Origin of the sequence: Psychrobacter aquaticus CMS 56 (assembly GCF_000471625.1) — a bacterium.
GTDB lineage: Bacteria > Pseudomonadota > Gammaproteobacteria > Pseudomonadales > Moraxellaceae > Psychrobacter > Psychrobacter aquaticus.
This window is the reverse complement of record NZ_AUSW01000017.1, coordinates 14,478-34,680: the sequence shown is the minus strand read 5'-3', so window position 1 is coordinate 34,680 and position 20,203 is coordinate 14,478. Positions and strand designations below refer to the sequence as shown.

At 45.0% G+C, this 20,203-nt stretch carries 18 protein-coding genes; 12 read left to right on the top strand and 6 right to left on the bottom strand.

From position 1 onward, the window contains the following. Positions 1 to 34: 34 nt before the first annotated feature. A complete protein-coding gene (locus tag M917_RS05585; RefSeq protein WP_021813811.1) occupies positions 35 to 964 on the top strand; it encodes a DMT family transporter in 930 nt (309 codons plus the stop codon). Here M917_RS05585 and nudC read toward each other — a convergent pair whose 3' ends face one another. The 3 genes from nudC to dnaQ all read right to left on the bottom strand — a co-directional run bounded on the left by nudC (position 965) and on the right by dnaQ (position 5,578). Continuing rightward, positions 965 to 1,921 (bottom strand): NAD(+) diphosphatase, encoded by a 957-nt coding sequence (nudC, locus tag M917_RS05580; protein WP_021813810.1) that lies wholly within the window; start codon positions 1,919 to 1,921, stop codon positions 965 to 967. A 141-nt stretch (positions 1,922 to 2,062) separates the two neighbouring features. Further along, a complete protein-coding gene (locus M917_RS05575; protein ID WP_021813809.1) occupies positions 2,063 to 3,745 on the bottom strand; it encodes a hypothetical protein in 1,683 nt (560 codons plus the stop codon). A gap of 231 nt (positions 3,746 to 3,976) precedes the next feature. Further along, entirely contained in the window at positions 3,977 to 5,578 is a 1,602-nt protein-coding gene (dnaQ, locus tag M917_RS05570) for a DNA polymerase III subunit epsilon (RefSeq protein ID WP_021813807.1), read from the bottom strand. A gap of 404 nt (positions 5,579 to 5,982) precedes the next feature. Here dnaQ and M917_RS05560 point away from each other — a divergent pair, with 404 nt between their 5' ends. Together M917_RS05560 and M917_RS05555 are read left to right on the top strand one after the other, a co-directional pair. Then, on the top strand, positions 5,983 to 6,534 hold the full coding sequence (locus M917_RS05560; RefSeq protein ID WP_021813806.1) for a hypothetical protein: 552 nt from the start codon (positions 5,983 to 5,985) through the stop codon (positions 6,532 to 6,534). Positions 6,535 to 6,596: 62 nt separating this feature from the next. Continuing rightward, complete coding sequence (locus M917_RS05555; protein WP_021813805.1) at positions 6,597 to 6,902, top strand: hypothetical protein; 306 nt, start codon at positions 6,597 to 6,599, stop codon at positions 6,900 to 6,902. A gap of 108 nt (positions 6,903 to 7,010) precedes the next feature. Here the strand turns inward: M917_RS05555 and M917_RS05550 are convergent, their stop codons facing one another. Beyond that, entirely contained in the window at positions 7,011 to 7,505 is a 495-nt protein-coding gene (locus tag M917_RS05550) for a YkvA family protein (RefSeq protein ID WP_021813804.1), read from the bottom strand. Between the two features lie 283 nt (positions 7,506 to 7,788). Here M917_RS05550 and M917_RS05545 point away from each other — a divergent pair, with 283 nt between their 5' ends. Then, positions 7,789 to 9,060 carry an LD-carboxypeptidase gene (locus M917_RS05545; RefSeq protein WP_040642085.1) on the top strand — a complete coding sequence of 424 codons (1,272 nt, stop codon included), beginning with the start codon at positions 7,789 to 7,791 and terminating at the stop codon, positions 9,058 to 9,060. Positions 9,061 to 9,089: 29 nt separating this feature from the next. On the opposite strand, the gene M917_RS05540 is transcribed toward M917_RS05545, so the two are convergent. Beyond that, entirely contained in the window at positions 9,090 to 10,088 is a 999-nt protein-coding gene (locus M917_RS05540) for a GlxA family transcriptional regulator (RefSeq protein WP_021813802.1), read from the bottom strand. A 289-nt stretch (positions 10,089 to 10,377) separates the two neighbouring features. On the opposite strand from M917_RS05540, the gene M917_RS05535 reads away from it, so the two are divergent. From M917_RS05535 to arfB, 6 genes are all read left to right on the top strand, one after another. Then, entirely contained in the window at positions 10,378 to 12,198 is a 1,821-nt protein-coding gene (locus M917_RS05535; protein ID WP_021813801.1) for an acyl-CoA dehydrogenase, read from the top strand. Positions 12,199 to 12,220: 22 nt separating this feature from the next. Next, complete coding sequence (locus M917_RS05530; RefSeq protein ID WP_021813800.1) at positions 12,221 to 13,228, top strand: NADP-dependent oxidoreductase; 1,008 nt, start codon at positions 12,221 to 12,223, stop codon at positions 13,226 to 13,228. 3 nt (positions 13,229 to 13,231) lie between these two features. Continuing rightward, positions 13,232 to 14,026 carry an SDR family NAD(P)-dependent oxidoreductase gene (locus tag M917_RS05525; RefSeq protein WP_021813799.1) on the top strand — a complete coding sequence of 265 codons (795 nt, stop codon included), beginning with the start codon at positions 13,232 to 13,234 and terminating at the stop codon, positions 14,024 to 14,026. A 58-nt stretch (positions 14,027 to 14,084) separates the two neighbouring features. Beyond that, entirely contained in the window at positions 14,085 to 14,846 is a 762-nt protein-coding gene (locus M917_RS05520; protein ID WP_021813798.1) for an SDR family oxidoreductase, read from the top strand. A 170-nt stretch (positions 14,847 to 15,016) separates the two neighbouring features. Continuing rightward, complete coding sequence (locus tag M917_RS05515; RefSeq protein WP_021813797.1) at positions 15,017 to 15,898, top strand: HpcH/HpaI aldolase/citrate lyase family protein; 882 nt, start codon at positions 15,017 to 15,019, stop codon at positions 15,896 to 15,898. A gap of 46 nt (positions 15,899 to 15,944) precedes the next feature. Next, entirely contained in the window at positions 15,945 to 16,358 is a 414-nt protein-coding gene (gene arfB / locus M917_RS05510; protein WP_021813796.1) for an alternative ribosome rescue aminoacyl-tRNA hydrolase ArfB, read from the top strand. Between the two features lie 99 nt (positions 16,359 to 16,457). On the opposite strand, the gene M917_RS05505 is transcribed toward arfB, so the two are convergent. Continuing rightward, positions 16,458 to 17,657 (bottom strand): sugar transporter, encoded by a 1,200-nt coding sequence (locus M917_RS05505; RefSeq protein WP_040642084.1) that lies wholly within the window; start codon positions 17,655 to 17,657, stop codon positions 16,458 to 16,460. A 401-nt stretch (positions 17,658 to 18,058) separates the two neighbouring features. On the opposite strand from M917_RS05505, the gene M917_RS05500 reads away from it, so the two are divergent. After that, positions 18,059 to 18,691, top strand: a complete 633-nt coding sequence (locus M917_RS05500) for a hypothetical protein (RefSeq protein ID WP_021813794.1) — start codon at positions 18,059 to 18,061, stop codon at positions 18,689 to 18,691. Positions 18,692 to 18,976: 285 nt separating this feature from the next. Continuing rightward, positions 18,977 to 20,185, top strand: a complete 1,209-nt coding sequence (locus M917_RS05495) for an acetyl-CoA C-acetyltransferase (RefSeq protein WP_021813793.1) — start codon at positions 18,977 to 18,979, stop codon at positions 20,183 to 20,185. Positions 20,186 to 20,203: the final 18 nt, after the last annotated feature.

Genomic DNA, 20,203 nt, shown 5'->3' with positions numbered 1-20,203 from the left:
AGTATCTTTTCGCAAGTTTTTGGATGTAATAAATATGAGTCGTTCAGCAAATACCAATGCCGTACTATGTCTGTTATTGTGCACGTTTTTTTGGGGCGCAAGTTTCCCCGTTGGCAAACATGCTCTAGGGGAAGTCCATGCCTTAACCTTGGTCGTGTGGCGTTTTAGCATTGCAGCCGTGTGTCTGTATCTTTATGCAAAATATAAACATATGCCAATGCCGGATCTTACCCAAAGACAATGGGCGTGGGCCATTGGCGTGTCCATCATCGGTGTCGGCGGTTTAAACTTAGGTTTGTTTACGGGTTTGGCACAGACCAATGCCAATAATGGTGCGTTGATTATGGCGCTCAGTCCGTTGGTGACTTCTTTGATTGGCTCTGTGGCGCAGCGGACATTTCCTACGAAGGGCGCGCTTTTTAGTCTGGTCGTTTGTCTCTCTGGGGTGCTACTGGTACTAACTGATGGCGCGTTTGCAAAACTGCTGGGATTCAAATTTAACCACGGCGATCAGATGATTTTTTTAGGGATGCTGTGCTGGAGTCTGTATACCCACTTAACCCAAGGCATCAGTCGATGGATGCCGATGATTCCTTATACTTTGGTCGGTATGCTATCAGGTCTAGGAGTGATCTCGCTCATGCTACTGTTTAGTGCAGAAGTGCATCCACTACAAGAGAGTTTGGCCATCAGTCGCAGTGTCTTTGGTGACTTGATATTTATTGGCATCTTTGGGACTGTGGGCGGCTATCTACTGTGGATTTCTGGCGTGAAGCAATTGGGTGCTGCCAATGCCTCTTTGTTTTTTAACTTCGTACCAGTGTTTGCGGCGATCACAGCCTTTGCTTACGGTCAGCAAGTAACGGCTTTGCAGTTGTTAGGCATGGTTATTGTGATTGCTGGTTTATTGATACCCAAATTAGTGAAATGGCAACAGCAGCGTTTGACGATACGTAATGCTTAATTAATTGGACAACAAAACTTTTTGTTCTTTGGCTATTTGATCGATTAGCTCTCGAGCGATACTGCCTTTTGGCGGTATTTTGGGCAAGTTTGAGATGTCAAAAAAGTCAGCATGCGACAGCTCATCTTCTTGAATAATGATATCGCCGCTGGCGTAAGACGCCCGAAAGCCAAGCATTAAATTCGAAGGAAAAGGCCACGGTTGACTGCTCACATAGCGAATGTCTTTTACGCTAATATTGACCTCTTCTGCTACTTCACGTACCACTGCATGCTCTAGACTTTCACCCACTTCTACGAAACCAGCAATCAAGCCATACATTAATGGCAATTTTTGCTCCCCGTAGCGATGATGATGTGCCAATAAAATTTGCATCTCTCCTGTCTGCGGATTGGGGCGGGTAACAGCAGTAATGACGCAAGGCTGGACACGAGGGTATTGCCGCAATCGGCATACTGGACAGACCATGGCACGCTCATCTGTTTCGGCATGGACGACAGGGGCTGCACAGCGACTACAAAACTGCGTATCTGCCTGCCAACGCAATAACTGTATGGCTTGGCTAACTTGAGTAGACAGTGCGGCAGGTAGCTGAGGGATAAGTTGGCGATAAGGAACAAAAGCATTACCGCTGGTCTCAGCGATAATAGGCAGGATCACGTCATGAGTGATTGCGTAATCATAGGTAATGGCGCTGGTGGCAAGAGCTGTAAAGCTATTATTATCGGTAAGGTCATGCGCAACGTCAACGGCAGTCTCTAGCAAGCTGTCAGGTAGCCAATGACTGGGCGACAGACTTTCGAGTAGCGTTACATGACCAATCTGATAAGCTTGCTGGTAGGTGCTATCGTCTAAAATTGAATTAAACTCGGGCAATTGAACCTGTAATGGCCACCAGCCATCAGGCATTTGACGGCATAGTAGGGTGTCATCACTAAATACAAAAGCACGAGTCATATATAAAATTCCAAAACGTCAAAAACAAGTTTGTAGTGGGTAACATACAAACTTGCTAAAAGTGAGATAAATAAATGAACAACGATAGCAGCAAAAAATTGACCACAAAAATAACGCTAGAGTGGCAACGCAGCATCCTCATTAAGCAGTGAGGAGATGACTCAAACTCTGCTGACCAATATCAAGTGCTTGCTTGCTAACAGGACGATTGTGTTCAAAACCATCTAGATGATAATCGACAGCCATAATAACATCCGCAATATAGGCAAGCGTATCATCTTCTACACGTTTTCCGTCTTTGATTTGCTGTTCAAGATAGTTGGCTAACTGACTCAGCATACTGGCTGGCGTTGGCAGCTGCAAGAAACGCACCGCTCCTGCCACTTGGCGCATCATCTCAGGTATATTTTGAATGTTGAGCATATCTCGCTCTGGCTCAGCCAAATAGTCATTGATCGCTTGTTCGGCACTGGCAATGGCGGTACGACTTTCTTGTATCAAAGTGTCATTGGCAGTATTGAGCTGATGCAATGAGATATGAGGGTTATTCAAAGGCAAGTAAATTGCCCCAGGGGTATGCATTTCTGCCATAGCGATGGTGGCATTTTCTGCTTGCATTAATGCGAGTAACAAATGATCAAAATCCTCAGGCGAAGGCGCTTTCCAACGTTTGACAGCGTCTGCCGCTGTGATAAGGCTGTTGGCAGCATTTACCAAACCCAGTAAGCGCATTACCGAGCTTAAGACAGTGAGTTCTTCAATAATTTGTGTTGTCTGCATGTCAATAGGATTGAGGGAATCACCACGTGCGTAGCTGTCCACGCGTTCTTTGATCTCGTTAATTTGGGTTTGAATAATGGTGTGCAACGTATCGGTAAGTGCACGATTAGGGCCGAACAAGAAGCGCTTCATTTGTTCAATTTGCGGGCCTTCTAACTTATTAATTGCGTATTGTTCCCGCAATCTTTGTGCCTCTTCGTTATCACGTTGACACGCAAAACTGACCAACTCTGCAAAACGCCTGTCTAACACAGGTAAGTAACTTTGGAACTGCTGCTCTAAATAGATAAGAGTGTGTTTTTGGCTAAGATTCAACGGTAAGACAGTCGCAATATCGGTAACAGCCGCATTGGCCGCTTGCCAAAATAAGCTGTCGGTATTTGCCGCTATCAAAGCACAGGCGGCACTCATGGCATCAAGTTTTTGCTGGTCATCTGGGCTGACGTGACCATCTCGATGAAGCAAAACAACGCCAAGACCACTACGGTAAGCATCAGTCAGTAATTTACTGTCAAGATTGAGCTCGCTCAGTGATTGAAAGTTTTTTTCAGGATTTGCAATGATAACGCTACTACTGCCAAAAGCAGAAAAATTGTCTGCGGTGATAGGTGCCTCTTGTCTGTGAGCATTTAGCTTATTGATAACTGGTAATAACAAGGTTGGCTCGACCGACTCAGTCAATAAGACAAACTCGACATAGCGATCCAGCGTCATGATGGCCTCTGATAAGTCCATGATTAATTTGGTATCGTTATTATCACCATTATCATAAAGGTGCTGGAGACCATGAGCGATAGCGGTACATAAAACCTCGGCACCGACCAAAGTAATCAGCTTAAAGATACAGGACAGCTGCTTTAATACGATAATAGAGTCTAATAATAAAGGAGCTTGACTGTTATCATCATTGAATTCGCTCAGATGAATCTCAGTGTCTTTTAGGGTCACTATGATTTCATCATGCAACAAATGTAGTGATGGCAGATTAAAATCAGTAACACTAAGCGTTGGGGCTGTTAACTTCATTTGCGCAGGCTGGTCCATAGGTATTTTTTCCATAAGGTACTGATGAGAATGGCGATGGTTTCAATGAGGTTTAAAAAAGCATTTATTATTAAGGCGTGTTTGATATTCACAAATAGTCTCTGTCAGCGCCATGATTGAATGTTCAAACAAGCCCTAACGTTTTAACGCTTATTACAGCAATAATCAAGACCATATTATACAAATATTCATATCATAAGCTACTTAAATGATGTCCCATTCAAATGATATCTATAGGTTGGCTTTGAGCTCAGGGTAATCTGCTGCAAGCGAGGTGTACCAGTGGTGATTGGATTCCTCATCCACCGATGATTCTAATAATAAAGCCGCTAGATTAGCAAAGCTGGCATGGGCGGTCTGTTTGCCGTCCGTCTGCGTGTCGTCTTCAATGGCAAGTGTGACTTGTCCACCAGTCATTGCCAAATATACTTCAGCCAAAATCTCTGAGTCAAGTAAGGCACCATGGAAGGTACGATCTTGTTTACCTACATTTAGACGACGCACTAACGCATCTAGGGTGTTTTTTTGTCCAGGATATTGCTGTTTTGCCATGACAAGCGAATCAGTTACTTGTACACGCTCGGCAAAGTCATTTAGACCGACTTTGGCAAATTCCATATTTAAGAAGTTCATGTCGAACGACGCATTGTGAGCGATAATCTCGGCGCCGTCCATAAAGTCATACAAAAACTGAGCGACTTGATCGAATGTTGGTTTGTCGGCTAAAAATGCCTCAGAAATACCATGAATGCGAATAACCTCATCATCCATACCGCGCTGAGGGTTGATATAGACGTGCAGTTTTTCGCCAGTAAACTTACGTCCGACCATCTCGACAATACCAACTTCAATAATGCGGTCGCCTTTTAGGGCATCAAGCCCTGTGGTCTCAGTATCCATAATGAGTTGGCGGTCGGTTTCATGACGATGTATCGGTTTAGGTAGCAGCGGTTTAAAGTGGGGATTGGCACGGCTGGTGTTCCCATCGAACTTTATGGCATCAGTTGCAATCTCTGGCGTATTATTTTCGTCTATTGTATCAGTCACGGGCGCGTGGGCGTCTAGCATATCTGTGGTACTCGCTGGTTTGGTGACACTATTTTGATAGCAGTCTGCTTCTATGATAGCGTTTTTATGGATCATACTATCGTCATGGTGTTTATGGTCATGACTGTCGAATAATTCTTCGTCAAGCTCATCTTCCACTATATCAAGACCGAGTGGGTCAAAACTCAACCAGTCATCATGAGAAGTTGCTGCTTTATCAGGCATTATTGGCTGTTTTTTTTTAGATATATCTTGTGCATGTGTCGTTGACAACCCCTCACTACTACTGGAAGTAACGCCTAAATTTGCCAGCTCGTCTGCTTTTTCATTGCCAGCATGTCCTGCATGACCTTTAACCCAGTGCCAATCGACATCGCGCTGTTGACACAGCTTGTCTAATTGTTGCCAAAGGTCTTGATTGGCGACTGGTTTTTTACTGGCAGTTTTCCAGCCTCTTTTTTTCCAGCCCTCAATCCACTCGGTGATACCTTTTTTGACATAACTTGAGTCAGTCCAAATCTCAAGCTTTTGCGTAAGTGGGCTGTGTGTCAAAGCCTGTATCGCACCCATCAGCTCCATACGGTTATTGGTCGTCTCTTTATCGCCACCATACAAATCCTGCGTAAGACCATCGCTAAAGATGAGATGCGCCCCCCAACCACCAGCACCGGGGTTGCCTTTGCAGGCACCGTCCGTATAGGCAACTGTCGTGTTTGGTTTGGCGGTCAACGGATTGATCGCGTTGTTTTTATTGAATGGCTGCGCTGAGGAGTGATTGTCTGACATAAAAACGTATTGGCCTGATAAATGATAAACGTGAGGTCGCGCAAAGGGATTTTGTTAACATGATTTTAACGCTGAAAATCCCTTTATATGCGGGCTTGAGTATAACAAATCTGTTGTTGCTATGGGCAGCTTTGGCGCACGAAAATGCAAAACTCTTGCGCGCTTTCTATATGACAATAGTAACGGGCTGGTTTTCTGTTAAAATAGAGCAAGTAACTAACAAGCAACTAAAAATTAACTAAGAGATGTCTGTCTTTTGGTGTCATTAAAATGAGCAAGATCAGCGCATTGCTTGCGTCCCAATGCTATCACCATAGTGCTAAATAGCAGTTTTGCTGATAAGCGATGTGATGACAGCGTTCTCAACCAAAGCTTTTAACGCATGAATGCAGGATAACCCTATTATGTCCTTATGCCCAAACGTTTTTTCCAAAAGAGTGACACAGCTGTTGGTTGGTATAGTGGTGAGTAGTCCGCTATGGTTGGCCGCTTGTAATGACAGTCATACGCAGACCAATCCAGTCGTGGCTGAAACGACAGACCTGTCGGTTTTTGAAGGGTGTTATACGGTCAGTAGTGATGAGCCTGCTCAAATAAAAGTCAGTCAACAAGATGGCTCGTGGGTGATGCAAATGAAAGAACCTGCAAGTGCCAAGCGCGTCTGGGATAATCCTGAGCCATTAGAGATGATTGAGAACAGTGAAATACCGCAGTTTTTCTCTATCGATCCAGACAATGTCGATGCCGTTATTGGGCGTCCTGATAGAGTGCTGGTGCTGGCTCATGTCAAACCCGTTTATGCCAATATCGATCCGCTACTAGATAGCGAGTATTTGTCTCATATTTATCGCGGTGCCAATACGATCTATCGTGTGGAATGCGACGAGGTCAATACTGATATTTTGGCCAATCCGCATGCCAATATTGTTATTGATAACGTTAATGAGAGTATTTAAAAACGTCATTTATTATCAAATATCCGCTGTTATAAACCGTTGGATTATTAGAGTTAGGCAATATGAATTTTTTTAGTTATGTGGTATTAGGTGGTTTTTCTTATGCAGCGGGTTGGGCAATAAGAACGTATATATTGGATAAAAAACCTGAACCTGAGCAGCCTTATAATCTTAAGCATCCGACTATTTTGGCGTACTTGGGCGGGTTTCTTATTATTATGCTGATAATCTCTTGGTTAATTAGTCGTTATTTATTAGGGCATGCGTCGCTTGATTTGCCTTTTATTGTTATTAACAGCCTCGTCGCGACCTTTGTCTATTCGTTCGGTCTTAATCCCGAAAAGGCTCGTTATGATGTACCAGATTAACGCGTGTTAGTAGATAAACTGGCAACAAAAAAGCCACGACCAGTTCTTATGTGAACGGTCGTGGCTTTTTCGAGACTGCAGTTTTCTGAGCGATTAATATATTAGCAGCTATGAGGCCTTTTTGAGGTCTGTGCTGTTCTTATCACTATCTTTCTGATCACTCTCTTTTTTATCAGTGTTAGTCTGCTCGTTACTGATTTTATCCGTGTTTTCCTTAGCCTCTAACTTACTCTGAGCATCCGATTGCTCTTGCTTCCATGCTTTGTATTTTTGTAGATCTTTTCGAGCCTGTCTTAAGCAAAATTTCAGTACGAGGGCGTCGTCGATGTAACCAATGAATGGAATGGAGTCTGGGATAAGGTCAATGGGGTTTAGCGTATAGATCGCGCCAACCACGCCAGCTGAGATAGTTTTAAACGGAACCTTACGGTAATCACCTTTGTAATAGTCTTTGATAAGATTCATAAACAGCATCAAATCATCGCTAAAAGGTTCAAGATAGCTATTGTCTTCTAGTTTTTCTTTAAGTTTGCCTTCTTTGCCAATCAAGTATTTCAAATTGGAGTCAAGCGCGTCTTTTTTACCAGTTTTTTTGTTAAACATAATGATTGCCTTTGCTTGTTTGCCATGAATATGTATCTACAGTAACAAACATAAGAGCGTCGTATTGTGTGTCTAGGTAGCGAAAAAGTAAAGATGGGTAAAGGTTAGGCAACTTGGCGAGTGAGCAGATGCGGTACAATACGCATGCGTAATAATGCGTGTACCTGACAATGTGCTTACGCGTAACGCACTGTTTTAAAAAAGATAAATAACAAATATAAAAATATATAGGTAGTAGAAAAGCATGGGTTCAAAAGCGCCATTTATACAGCAAACCATAAATATGCAGTCAAAGACAGAGGCGACACTCAGTACTGGGTTAAACCGGCGGCAGTTCTTGCGCCGTATAGGTGTCAGCGCGGGTACGGCAGCATTAGCGGCGCAAGGTATTTCTCAGGTTTTTGCCGCCAGCCCTAGCGACTATAGTGATAACAACCTGCAAGTCACCAAGGACGATTTACCAACCGCATTATTGGATGAGCAGTTCTCAGCGCAAACAGCGCTCGCGCAAACCGGTTGTATCACGCCGACCATCGAGACACGGATTTTTGCCAGCTCGAATGTCGGGGGCAGTGGTGAGCGCAATCAATTGGCATTAGATCGTCTGGCTTGCGCTGGTTTTAAAGTAGACAACCCGTTGATTACCAATCGTCAATATTTGCGCTTTGCAGGTACGGATTCACAGCGGGCTAGTGATTTTCAAAACCTTGCCACTGGTGCGATAGCGGCACCAAAATTATTATTAGGTGTGCGCGGCGGTTATGGTGCGATGCGTATACTGCCCATGGTTGACTGGACGACGCTTGGGCGTATTATGGCGGAGCGTGGCACGATACTCGCAGGTTTTAGCGATGTGACCGCCATTCAGTGTGCGCTACTGGCAAAAGGCGATATGAGTTCGCTTGCCGCGCCCATGCTTTATAGCGAGTTTGGCAAAACCAAACCAGATAGAGTGACGTGCCAACAATTTGCTGAAGCGCTGTGCAATCCTAATCTGACCATTAACATACAAGATGCATCGCTGACTAGTCCAAATTTACCCAGTATTTTGACAACCAATATTCTGACAACCAGCATTTTAACAAAAGGTCAGCCAACAACATTAACGGGCACTATTTGGGGTGGCAATCTGAGCGTGGTATCGGCGCTGGCAGGTAGTGAGTATTTGCCACGCATTGACGGTGGTATTGTGTTTTTAGAAGATGTGGGCGAGCAGGCTTATCGCATTGAGCGCATGTTGTATGATTTGTATTTGGCAGGCGTGTTCAAAGGTCAGCAAGCGATTGTGTTTGGGGCATTGTCTGGTGCAGGGGAGGACAGTTATGATAAACGTTATGATGTTGCCACCGTTATTCGGCAATTACATGAGCTGACAGGATTGCCGATTTATAGTGGCATGCGCTTTGGTCATATTGGGGAGAAGCACAGCTTTCCACTGGGGTCGACCTGTCAAATCAGTCCAAATACTAGCGGCGGTTATCAATTGTCATTTACGGATTATCCCACTATTAAGGCGGATGCCATGCATGTAGAAGGGTTGTGGCAAAACGTTTAGCTATCAGAGAAAGTAGTAATAAAGAAAGCCTAAATCGCCAATCGCGAAAATTTATCCTGATATTCTTTAGGAGTTAGCTCAGTAGCACGTTTGAATAAACGGGTAAACGAAGAGAGGTCATCGTAGCCAACCTTATCCGCCAGCGATTTAATGGTCACATCGCCTGATTCCAATAAACGCTTTGCCTGTTCGATTCTGACAGCTTGAATATACTCAATCGGACGCATGGCAACAGCGGCTTGAAAGCGTCTGTTTAACGTACGCGGTGTGATATTGACCATGGTAGCTAAGTGGTTCACTTGAATAGACTGATTAAAATTTTCTTCAATGAATTCTTGTACTTGTTTGACCAGTTGATCTGCATGCGGTTTGTGCAACGTCACGTTGGTATAACTGTTTTGATTGCCTCTTTTGCTGTCGATAATCTGAGTTTTTGCCACTTGCGTAGAAATCTCACGTCCACAATAACGTTCTATCAATAACAATCCCAAGTCATAAAAAGCGCTGCCACCTGCCGCACAAAATATGTTGCCCGACTGGGTGACAAATTGGTTTTCCTGCAAATCCACCAGCGGAAAGTCTGCCTTAAATTTACTCGCATAACCCCAGTGGGTTGTCGCTACCTTATTGTCTAACAGTCCTGCTGCGGCCAAAAAAAATGCGCCGCTACAGTTACTGGCGATATCCGCTTTGGTATTTGCCAGTCTTTTTAGATGGGGCAATAGCTCACTGTTTTGCATCAATACTTTATCAATTGAATCGCCGATGGTAGGGATTAACAGTAAGTCGCACTCGGCTACTTCTTGAATATCGCAATGCGCTTGCATGATTAAGCGATTGCTACATCGAATATCGACCCCGCCTAAGCTGGCTGTCTGCACGTTAAATCTAGGCGCTACCGCCTCATTCAAAAATCGCTGCCAGCTGACACCTGTAAACGAAAACAAGTCCAATGCGCCAGCCAGTACACTGCCCAGCACGCCATCGAAACCTAAAATAATGACCTTAAACGGTTTTAATTGAGACATGAGTCTTTGTTTTCCTTTATTGCTTGCCAATACTATAGTTAAGTTAATATCAAAAAACACAGCGAGACGGGGACAAGTTTTTTGTAGCATCGAGCTGCGAAGGCAAAGCAAGAAAAATTTGTACCCGTCTCGCGTCATAATGTCTGGTACCCATTTTATGCAGTATCGATAATATGTCTTATTTGACCATAATTATGTCATAAATGACAATACGGAAGCGCACAAAATTAGCTTAGTATTTAGTGATAAGCCTCACTCATTTGTTAACGACAATACTAACGAGAACACTATGGCAGCAGATAAACTCATCAACGATTTTGAATTACCCTTCCAACTATATGATGTCTTAGGTACTGAGACGCTAACTGAACATCCAAAATTTGCGGAACACAGCCGCGACACATTTGACGCCGTATTAGACACAGCAGACAAAATAGCCACTGATTTATTTTTGCCTCACAACCACTTGGCGGATAAGAATGAGCCGCAGTTCGATGGCAAAAAAGTGAGCATGATAGACGAGGTAAAAGTTGCTTTTGATGCCTTTCGCGAATCAGGTTTTATTGCTGGGCGCTACAGCTTTGAAGATGGGGGCATGCAGTTGCCTGAGACGGTCATGACCGCAGTGGCAGGCTATTTTATGGCAGCCAATCCATCAACCACTGCGTATCCCTTTTTGACCACCGCCGCGATCAATGTCATTTCACATTTCGCTAGTGATGAGATCAAAGAGGCCTTTATGCCGCGCATGTTGACGGGTGAGTTTACTGGAACGATGGCGCTAACAGAGCCGCACGCTGGCTCGTCGCTGGCGGATATCAAAACCACCGCAGTAAAACAAGAGGACGGCTCGTATCGAGTGAAAGGTAGCAAGATCTATATCTCAGCGGGCGATCATGAGCTGTCTGACAATATCGTCCATCTGGTCTTGGCCAAAGTGCCAGGCGGCCCTAGGGGCGTGAAAGGTATCTCTTTATTTGCGGTGCCAAAATATCGTTTAAATGACGATTTGTCCGTTGGCGCGCGCAATGACGTGCATCTAACAGGACTCATTCATAAGCTTGGCTATCGAGGTGCGACTTCCACGGCATTAAGCTTCGGTGATGACGGCGAATGTTACGGTTATCTCATTGGCGAAGAGCATTTTGGCTTGCGTTATATGTTTAAGATGATGAACGAGGCGCGTATCGCGGTTGGTTTTGGCGCGGCAATGATTGGGTATCGCGGTTATCAATATTCGCTTGATTATGCCAAAGACAGAACGCAAGGCAGGATTGCACCCAATAACAAACCTGAAGATGCGGCAATTGCCATTATTCAACATGGCGATGTGAAGCGGATGCTGCTGGCGCAAAAGGCGTATTCTGAAGGCGGGATGTCATTGTGCTTATACGGCTCAAACCTGATCGACCGCATCAACACTTGTGAAGATGATGTGTTAAAAAACGAGCTGTCAGAGTTGTTGGACTTACTCACGCCTGTGCTAAAAGCATGGCCGTCTGAATATGGCCCCAAAGCCAATGACTTGGGCATTCAAGTATTGGGCGGTGCTGGTTATACGCGTGAGTATCAAGCCGAGCAGTTTTGGCGTGACAATCGTTTAAACCCCATTCACGAAGGCACAAATGGCGTGCAAGCGTTGGATTTGTCATTTCGCAAATTATGGCAAAACAAGGGTCTGGGTATTCAGATTTTGAAACGGGAAATCACCCAAGATTTGGAAAGTATTACCACACCTGAGACCGCTAAATTGGCAGGTAAATTGACGCCTTATATGGCGCATTTACATGAAGTTCTAGTTCATTTGGGCAACATTCTACAGACAGAAAAAGCGGTGACACTCACGGGTAACGCGCAGGCTTTGATGAATATTTTTGCCTCAATCGTGGTGGGCTGGATTTGGATTCGTCAAGCCAGTAAAGCTGAACAGTTACTGATTGAAGCCGAAAAGAATGAAACCAAAAATAGTGACAAACAAAACTTCTATCGCGGCAAAATACAAGCGGCAAAATACTTTATCGATTGGGAGTTACCACTAATCAAACGCGATATTGAATTACTCACCAACACCAACTCGGTCTGCACTGACATGCAAGCTGAATGGTTCTAATAACAGCTCTAAGGAAAGAGAAATGACAACGATGAATAAGCAGTGGCGACTAAAAGCAAGACCTGTTGGCGAACCGAGCGCCGATACTTGGGAATATACCGAGTCAGAATTACCGACCATTACTGACGGACAGTTACTGATAAAAATCGCATACCTCTCTATAGATCCGGCAATGCGCGGCTGGCTAAACGATGCGAAGTCTTATATAGAGCCGGTACAAGTTGGTGATGTCATGCGCGCGGGGACAGTGGGTGAAGTCATCGACAGTAAGCATGAGAAATTTGCAGTCGGCGACTATGTTTGTGGTCACAACGGTGTGCAGTCGTATGCTGTTAGTGACGGTACTGGATTATATAAGGTTGATCCAAATCTTGCACCCCTGTCTTATTACCTAGGTGTGCTCGGTATGCCGGGAATGACAGGTTATTTTGGATTATTAAAAACGGGCGAGCCAAAAGCAGGCGAAACCGTCGTCGTATCTGGCGCGGCTGGCGCAGTGGGTGGCCTAGTTGGTCAAATTGCCAAAATCAAAGGCTGCCGAGTAGTTGGTATTGCGGGCGGTAGTGAGAAATGTCAGTTTTTGATAGATGAGTTGGGTTTTGATGCGACCATCGATTATAAAAACGAAGATGTGAAAAAAGCGCTTAAGCAAACTTGTCCAGACGGTGTCGATGTCTACTTTGACAATGTGGGCGGCGACATATTGAACGACGTACTTACCCAAATCAATCTGCGCGCGCGTATCGTAATTTGCGGTGCGATTAGCCAATATAACAACACGACACCGATCAAAGGTCCATCAAACTATCTGTCGTTATTGGTCAATCGCGCGCGTATGGAAGGCATTGTCGTCTTTGATAATATCAAAGAATACCCGACGGCAATGAAAGATATTGCAGGCTGGATTCAGTCAGGTGATATCAAGGTTAAAGACCACATCGTTGAGGGTATCGAGACGTTCCCTGATACCTTGATGATGCTTTTTAAAGGTAAAAACTTCGGCAAGTTGGTTCTTAAGGTAGAGGGATAGATCATGAAAGTGAATACAAAGGGAATTGCATCAGGCGTGGCCAGTAATGTGGCCGGCAAACGGATTTTAATCACGGGCGGTGCGTCTGGTATTGGTGCTGCCAGTGCGCTACTGCTGGCCAGTCGCGGCGCCAAGGTTGTGATTGGCGATTTGGCAGAAGAGATGGGGACTGCCGTTGCCAAGCAAGGGCAAGATGCTGGCAATAGTATCGTGTTTAAAAAAGTCGATGTCACTAGTGGCGATGAAGTGCGCGCGTTGTTTGCTTTTGCGATGCAAGCGCTGGGTGGTCTCGATGTCGTGATCAATAATGCAGGTATTGACCATCAACCTGCGCCCATGCATGAGCTGAGCGATGATGATTTTGATCGTAATATCGCGGTCAATTTAAAAGGCGTTTGGCACTGTATGCGTGCTGCTGTTGCTTGTATGGCGACCAATGGCGGTGGTCATGTGATTAATGTGGCCTCTATTGCAGGTCTGCGTTCCGCGCCTTTGCTATCGGCTTATAGCGCCGCCAAACATGGAGTGATGGGACTAACCAAGTCCGCTGCTCATGAGTATGCACGTGTCAATATTCGCTTTAATGCAGTCTGTCCAAGTTTTATCGACACACCAATGGTACGCAATACCATGGCAAATATGAACGAGCGCGCACAGCAAGCCACCATAAAGGCCAGCCCACTGCGCCGTTTAGGGGAAGTCGATGAAGTGTCTGGCGCGATTGCGTGGCTTGCTAGCGACGAGAGCAGTTTTATGAACGGTCATGCCTTTACTTTGGACGGCGGCATGCTGGCTTAATATCAAACGGATTTTTGATAAGGCTTTTATTCAAGCATTTAAACTATAAGGAATAGTGATGAAAGATTTATTTGATTTAACGGGCAAGATTGCGTTGGTGACGGGTGCCAGTCGCGGTATTGGTGAATCTATCGCCCGTCTGCTGGCGTCAAGAGGGGCACACGTGATCGTTTCTAGTCGTAAAGTCGATGCTTGCCAAGCGGTTGCGGATAGCATTACAGCGAATGGTCATAAAGCCAGCGCGTTTGCTTGTCATGTGGGAGACATGGAGCAGATTGATGCGATTTTTGAGCATATTAAAAGTGAGTTCGGTCAAATTGATATTTTAGTAAACAATGCGGCGGCAAACCCTTATTATGGTCATATTTTGGACACGGATTTGGCCGCTTTTGATAAAACTGTAGAAGTGAACATTCGCGGTTATTTCTTTATGTCGACGGCGGCTGGCAAGATGATGCGCGAGCAGGGCGGCGGTGTGATTTTAAATACAGCGTCGGTCAACGGCTTGGTTGCGGGTGACAAGCAGGGTATTTACTCAATCACCAAGGCTGCTGTCATTAGCATGACTAAAGCCTTTGCCAAAGAGTGTGGCCCATTAAATATTCGTGTGAATGCCCTATTGCCGGGCTTGACGAATACTAAATTTGCCTCCGCACTGACTACCAATGACAAAATATTAAAAATGGCGCTGCATACCATACCGCTAGGACGTGTGGCTGATCCCGATGAAATGGCGGGGACGGTATTGTATCTGGTGTCTGATGCTTCAAGCTATACCACAGGCGCGACAGTGGTGGTTGATGGTGGCATGCTTGCCTAGCTTTAAATGGTTAAATGCAAAATAGCGACAGTATTCAAAATCGAAAACCGCATGAAAGTATTGTTTATGCGGTTTTTTTTGATTCATGTTTTAATGCAAACATCTAAAATAAGGTATGCTCAGATAGAAGTTCAAATAAATGGGTGGCGTCAAAATGTAGGGAGGCAAATATGGATTCAGTTAGTAATAATAAAGATAGTAATAAAACGAAGACTACTGCTCACAATAACACATGGTTATTCGTCCCCGCGACGCGAATTGATCGAATAGAAAAAGCATTTGCGAGGGGGGCGGATGCGGTGATTGTCGATTTAGAAGATGCCGTTGCCGAAGCGGACAAAGTGCAAGCTCGAGAGGCATTAAAAAACTACTATGACGATCAAAACGAGAAGCAAATATATCAGCCAATTTGGTTACGTATTAATCAAGCGAGCAGTGAGGCGTTTGTTGCAGACTTAATATTATATCAGCAAATGCCAAAGCTGGCGGGTGTGCTATTGGCAAAAGCAGAGCAGGTCGCAGACATTGAATATGTCCACCAGCGTACGGGTCTGCCAGTCATTGCGCTCATAGAAAGCGCTGCTGGTTTATATCAAATAGACAGCATGGCGAAAGCCACTGGTCTTACCGCATTCAGTTATGGATTTTTAGACTTGTGTAATGATCTACGTGTACAAGTGGGCACGCCTGCCGCAGATATCATCGCCAATCAGATTCGCTATCAGCTGATTTTGACCTCAAAAGTACACCAGCTCGCCCCGCCTATTGATACCGTCTATCCTGACTTTAAGGATGAAGAAGGACTGCGAAATCGAGTACAGCTATGGTCACAAATGGGCATGTCAGGGATGCTTTGTATTCATCCCAAGCAAGTAGCCATTGTCCACAAAGCTTTACAGCCGACAGACAAGGAAATTCAGTTTGCCAAGCGTGTGGTCGCAGAGTATGAGCGCAGCGGTCAGGCGGTGTTTAAGATAGAGGGCGAGATGGTCGATGCGCCAGTGATTGCGCGCTGCCGTCAGTTATTGACTCAGTGGCAGACGGGCGGATAATGCTTTATCATAAACCATCCACACCAATACTTTATAAAAGCACATTATGATTTTTATCAGCGATACAATTAGCCTAAGTGACAATGAAGTCGATATCAGCGCCATACGCGCGCAAGGAGCGGGCGGTCAAAACGTCAATAAAGTCTCCTCTGCCATTCATCTACGTTTTGATATCACGGCTTCAAGTTTAAGCGATGAGCACAAGCAGCGCCTGCTGGATAGCAAAGACAGTCGGATCACCAAGGAGGGCGTACTCATCATTAAAGCCCAACAGTTTCGCACGCAAGAAAGAAACAAAATCGATGCGCTAGAACGTCTGCGCAGTTTTATCATAAAAGCCACTTATGTTAATAAAACCCGCAAGTCAACCAAGCCGAGTAGAAATGCTAAGCGAAAACGAGTGGATCAAAAAACCCAGCGCGGCAAGACCAAAGTGTTGCGCGGCAAAGTAGACTTTTAAGGAAATTGCTTTTTAAAGGAACAATGAAAAATGCCAGCCCTTTTCCTGAGCTGGCATTTTTTTGTTGATTTTACTAGTCGCAACTAACCAAGGTTGTAATTAACCGAGTCTTTTGCTCAACTCAGGAAAGCATCTTATCATAAATAGCATCAGTAGCAACGCCACAACAGCGATAGCTGCCCCAACATAGCCTACGCTTGATAGAGAGACGTGCGTCACCGCATAACCGCCGAACAAAGCACCTGCGCCAATTCCTAAATTAATAATACCTGAGAACATCGACATCAGCATGTCTTGGGCGCTGACATCCACCATGAGCACCTTGGCTTGCATGGAGATAATCAGCAGCATAAGTGCTGTTCCCCAAAGCAGCGCAATCACACTGAGCGCCCATACAGACGTCACGGCAAACAACAACACGAGCATGGACGCCAGCATCAGTATCGTCGATATCAGCATCAACCTAGTATTGAATTTGTCACCCCAGCGACTAAATATCACACTGCCCGCAATGCCTGCCACACCGAATAATAACAAGATAAAAGTGGCTGAGTTTTCACTGATTGAGCCAACTTGACGCATAAATGGCTCAATATAAGAGTAAGCGGTATAGTGTGCTGTAAAGACGAGCAAAATAAGCAAGTATAGGCAGACCAGCATAGGATTTTTTAGTAACTCTGGGATTTTTCTAAAAGACCCCTCAAACATGCTGGGCAGTGTGGGCAATAGTCTCGCTTGTAGAATAAATACAATGAGCGCCACGACACCAATACCGCCAAAGGTCGCTCGCCAGCCAAACCATTGACCGATCAATCGTCCTAGCGGCACACCCAGCACCATCGCTAATGACGTACCGGTCGCAAGCACACTAAGCGCCAACGCCTTTTTGCCTTCGGGTGCCACACGTATGGCAATGGCCGCCGTGATTGACCAAAATATCGCATGCGATAGCGCAATCCCAACGCGGCTGATAAGCAGCACGTTAAAACTCCATGCAAATACTGACAAGGCATGACTGGCAATAAATACCGCAAACAATGCCAAGAGCAAACGCTTGCGCTCAAACCGACTGGTGAGTAGCATCAGTGGCAATGACATGGCAGCGACGATCCACGCATAAAGCGTCAACATCCAGCCCGTCTCTGCCGTCGTGATGGAGAAATCTTGGGCAATGTCACTTAATAGAGCGACAGGGACAAATTCTGTGGTATTCATAATGAACGCACTAACGCCCATCAAGAATACTTGAAAATACTGAGTTCGGCGAGAATAGGAGCTCGCCTCAAGGTTATGTTTCATAAAATCCAACACAAATAAGGTGCTAATACAGCAATATAGCCAAAAGCAATATGAAAAATATCAAGTGATATAAGGATGTCGGGGCAAGATACCAAGTCAATGGCAACAGTTAAAGGAGTTTTTTGATAATGAGCGCTTGTATCAGTATTTATTTTTTATCATTTGATGTGCTATCATTATTGAATGCTATATCGTGGGTTTAACGGTTTTGTGTGCCAATTATTATTGCAATAAAATAGTGGCGTACAAACCTTGCAACTTCCAGCACGATATAAAACAATTCTGGTAAAGCGCATGAGCCTGTACTCCGACATCCTCATTTGTGCCTGATTTTATTTGCCTATTTGGGCGTATTTCAACCTTTTTCGTCGGAGTTACAGGAGTATAAGGTGTTTAATATCATGAGCCACACTGCCAACCAATCCAAATATACTCGTCGTTATCATCCCCGTCACCCTCTTGCACAATACGCGGTCAATCAAATAGACACGCTCAAACTGTGTTCACAAGACATTGTCAAAGCCATGGGTTATCCTTTAAAACATACCATACCTGCCTGTGAGCGGCTACGGCATGTTCTGTCGAACAAACACCTTGGGCTTGACGGCAGCTATATTGACAAACACTTTACGGCTGACGAATTTTTAACCAAATTGTTTGCGGTGCTTGAGATACCTTATACGCCATTTGCAGAAGATATTGCCAAAATCAAATATGATTTGACGCATTGTCCTCAGGTTTTACCAAGCTACAGCTTGCAAGCGAAGATAGTATTTAAGTTTGATGGTGCAAATTGGCTGGCGCGCAGTAATGCCTCACGTTTGGCTCATATACGTTTGCCGGATGACTTTGCCGAATTAGAGGAAATAGAGCGTAGTTTGATTGTGAAAGAAAGTATTTGTGAGCACTACCAGCGTTACGAAGGTAGTTTGCCTTTTGACGGAGTTATTAAAGGCTACGAGCTAATGACTGAGCACAATAACAAGGTAGTTGATAGTTTAATGTACCGTTTGCCAAAATCCAGTAGTGTGTAGACGCTTCGATATACGAAAATGCTGATATCCTAAGCGTAATATTAGTAACATACAGATTCAGATGAACCAAGCCCCACTTTATTGTGGGGTTTTTGCTTTTTGGAGAGAATAAATATTTTTATAGCTATAATCAATCCTAAGCCTGCACAGTCTATAAAATATAGTACTTACACTGGTGTTTCTTGCTACTCTGATTTTAGATATGGATAAACAAACGAATTATTCAGTAAGTAAACTGACCAGATTACGATTGTTATTTATTTGAACCATAAAAAAGGAATTTTTATGACTGAGATTGCGTACATTTATGAGGCTATCCGCACGCCGCGTGGTAAAGGAAAAAAAGACGGCTCTTTGTATCAGGCATCACCGATTTGGCTGGTTCGTACTTTATTAAAAGAGATGCAGCAGCGCCATAATTTGGATACCAGCTTGGTCGATGATGTGGTGCTCGGCTGCGTGACACCTGTTGGTGAACAAGGCTCTGATATTGCGCGTATTGCCGTCATTGATGCTGGCTGGGCGCAAAGTGTGGCAGGTCTAACCTTGTCTCGATTTTGTGCATCAGGGCTTGAGTCAATCAACTTGGCCGCTGCCAAAGTCATATCAGGTATGGAGGATATGGTGGTCGCAGGTGGCGTAGAATCCATGAGCCGTGTACCGATGGGCTCTGATGGCGGTGCTTGGTATATGGATCCACGCGTCAATGAAGCCACGCATTATGTGCCGCAAGGGGTTGGTGCGGACACCATAGCGACGCTCAAAGGCTTTAGTCGTAATGAGGTCGATGCCTTTGCCACGGAGTCACACTGCCGTGCTGCCTATGCTTGGGAGCAGGGTTATTATGACAAATCTGTCGTCCCCGTTACGGATATCAATGGCATGATGCTATTGGCTAAAGATGAAACCATCCGTCCCAATACCACTGTCGAAACCTTGGCTGGTCTTAACCCTTCTTTTATTAAGCTTGGCAAAATTGGCTTTGATAGCGTGATATTAGACAGATATACCACCATTGAATCCGTCAATCACGTGCATCATGCGGGTAACTCGTCGGGTATCGTCGATGGCGCGGCAATTTGCTTAGTGGGTAATGCGGCGGCTGGTCAAAAAGCAGGGTTAAAGCCACGTGCCAAAATCACCATGGCATCCGTTATTGGCTCAGAACCTGCCATTATGCTGACAGGTCCAACGCCTGCCTGTCAAAAAGCCCTCAAAAAAGCGGGCATGCAAGCCTCAGATATCGACCTATGGGAAATCAATGAGGCCTTCGCCGCGATACCGCTGAATACCGCCGATGATTTTGGACTCTCGCTCGACATCGTGAATGTCAATGGCGGTGCTATCGCCATGGGTCATCCGCTTGGGGCGACGGGTGCGATGCTGATGACAACTGTTCTGGATGAGTTAGAACGCCGTGACCTAAAAACCGCCATGATTACGCTGTGCGTAGGCGGTGGTATGGGGATTGCCACTATTATTGAGCGTGTTTAACCCTTTTCGCAAATAGAT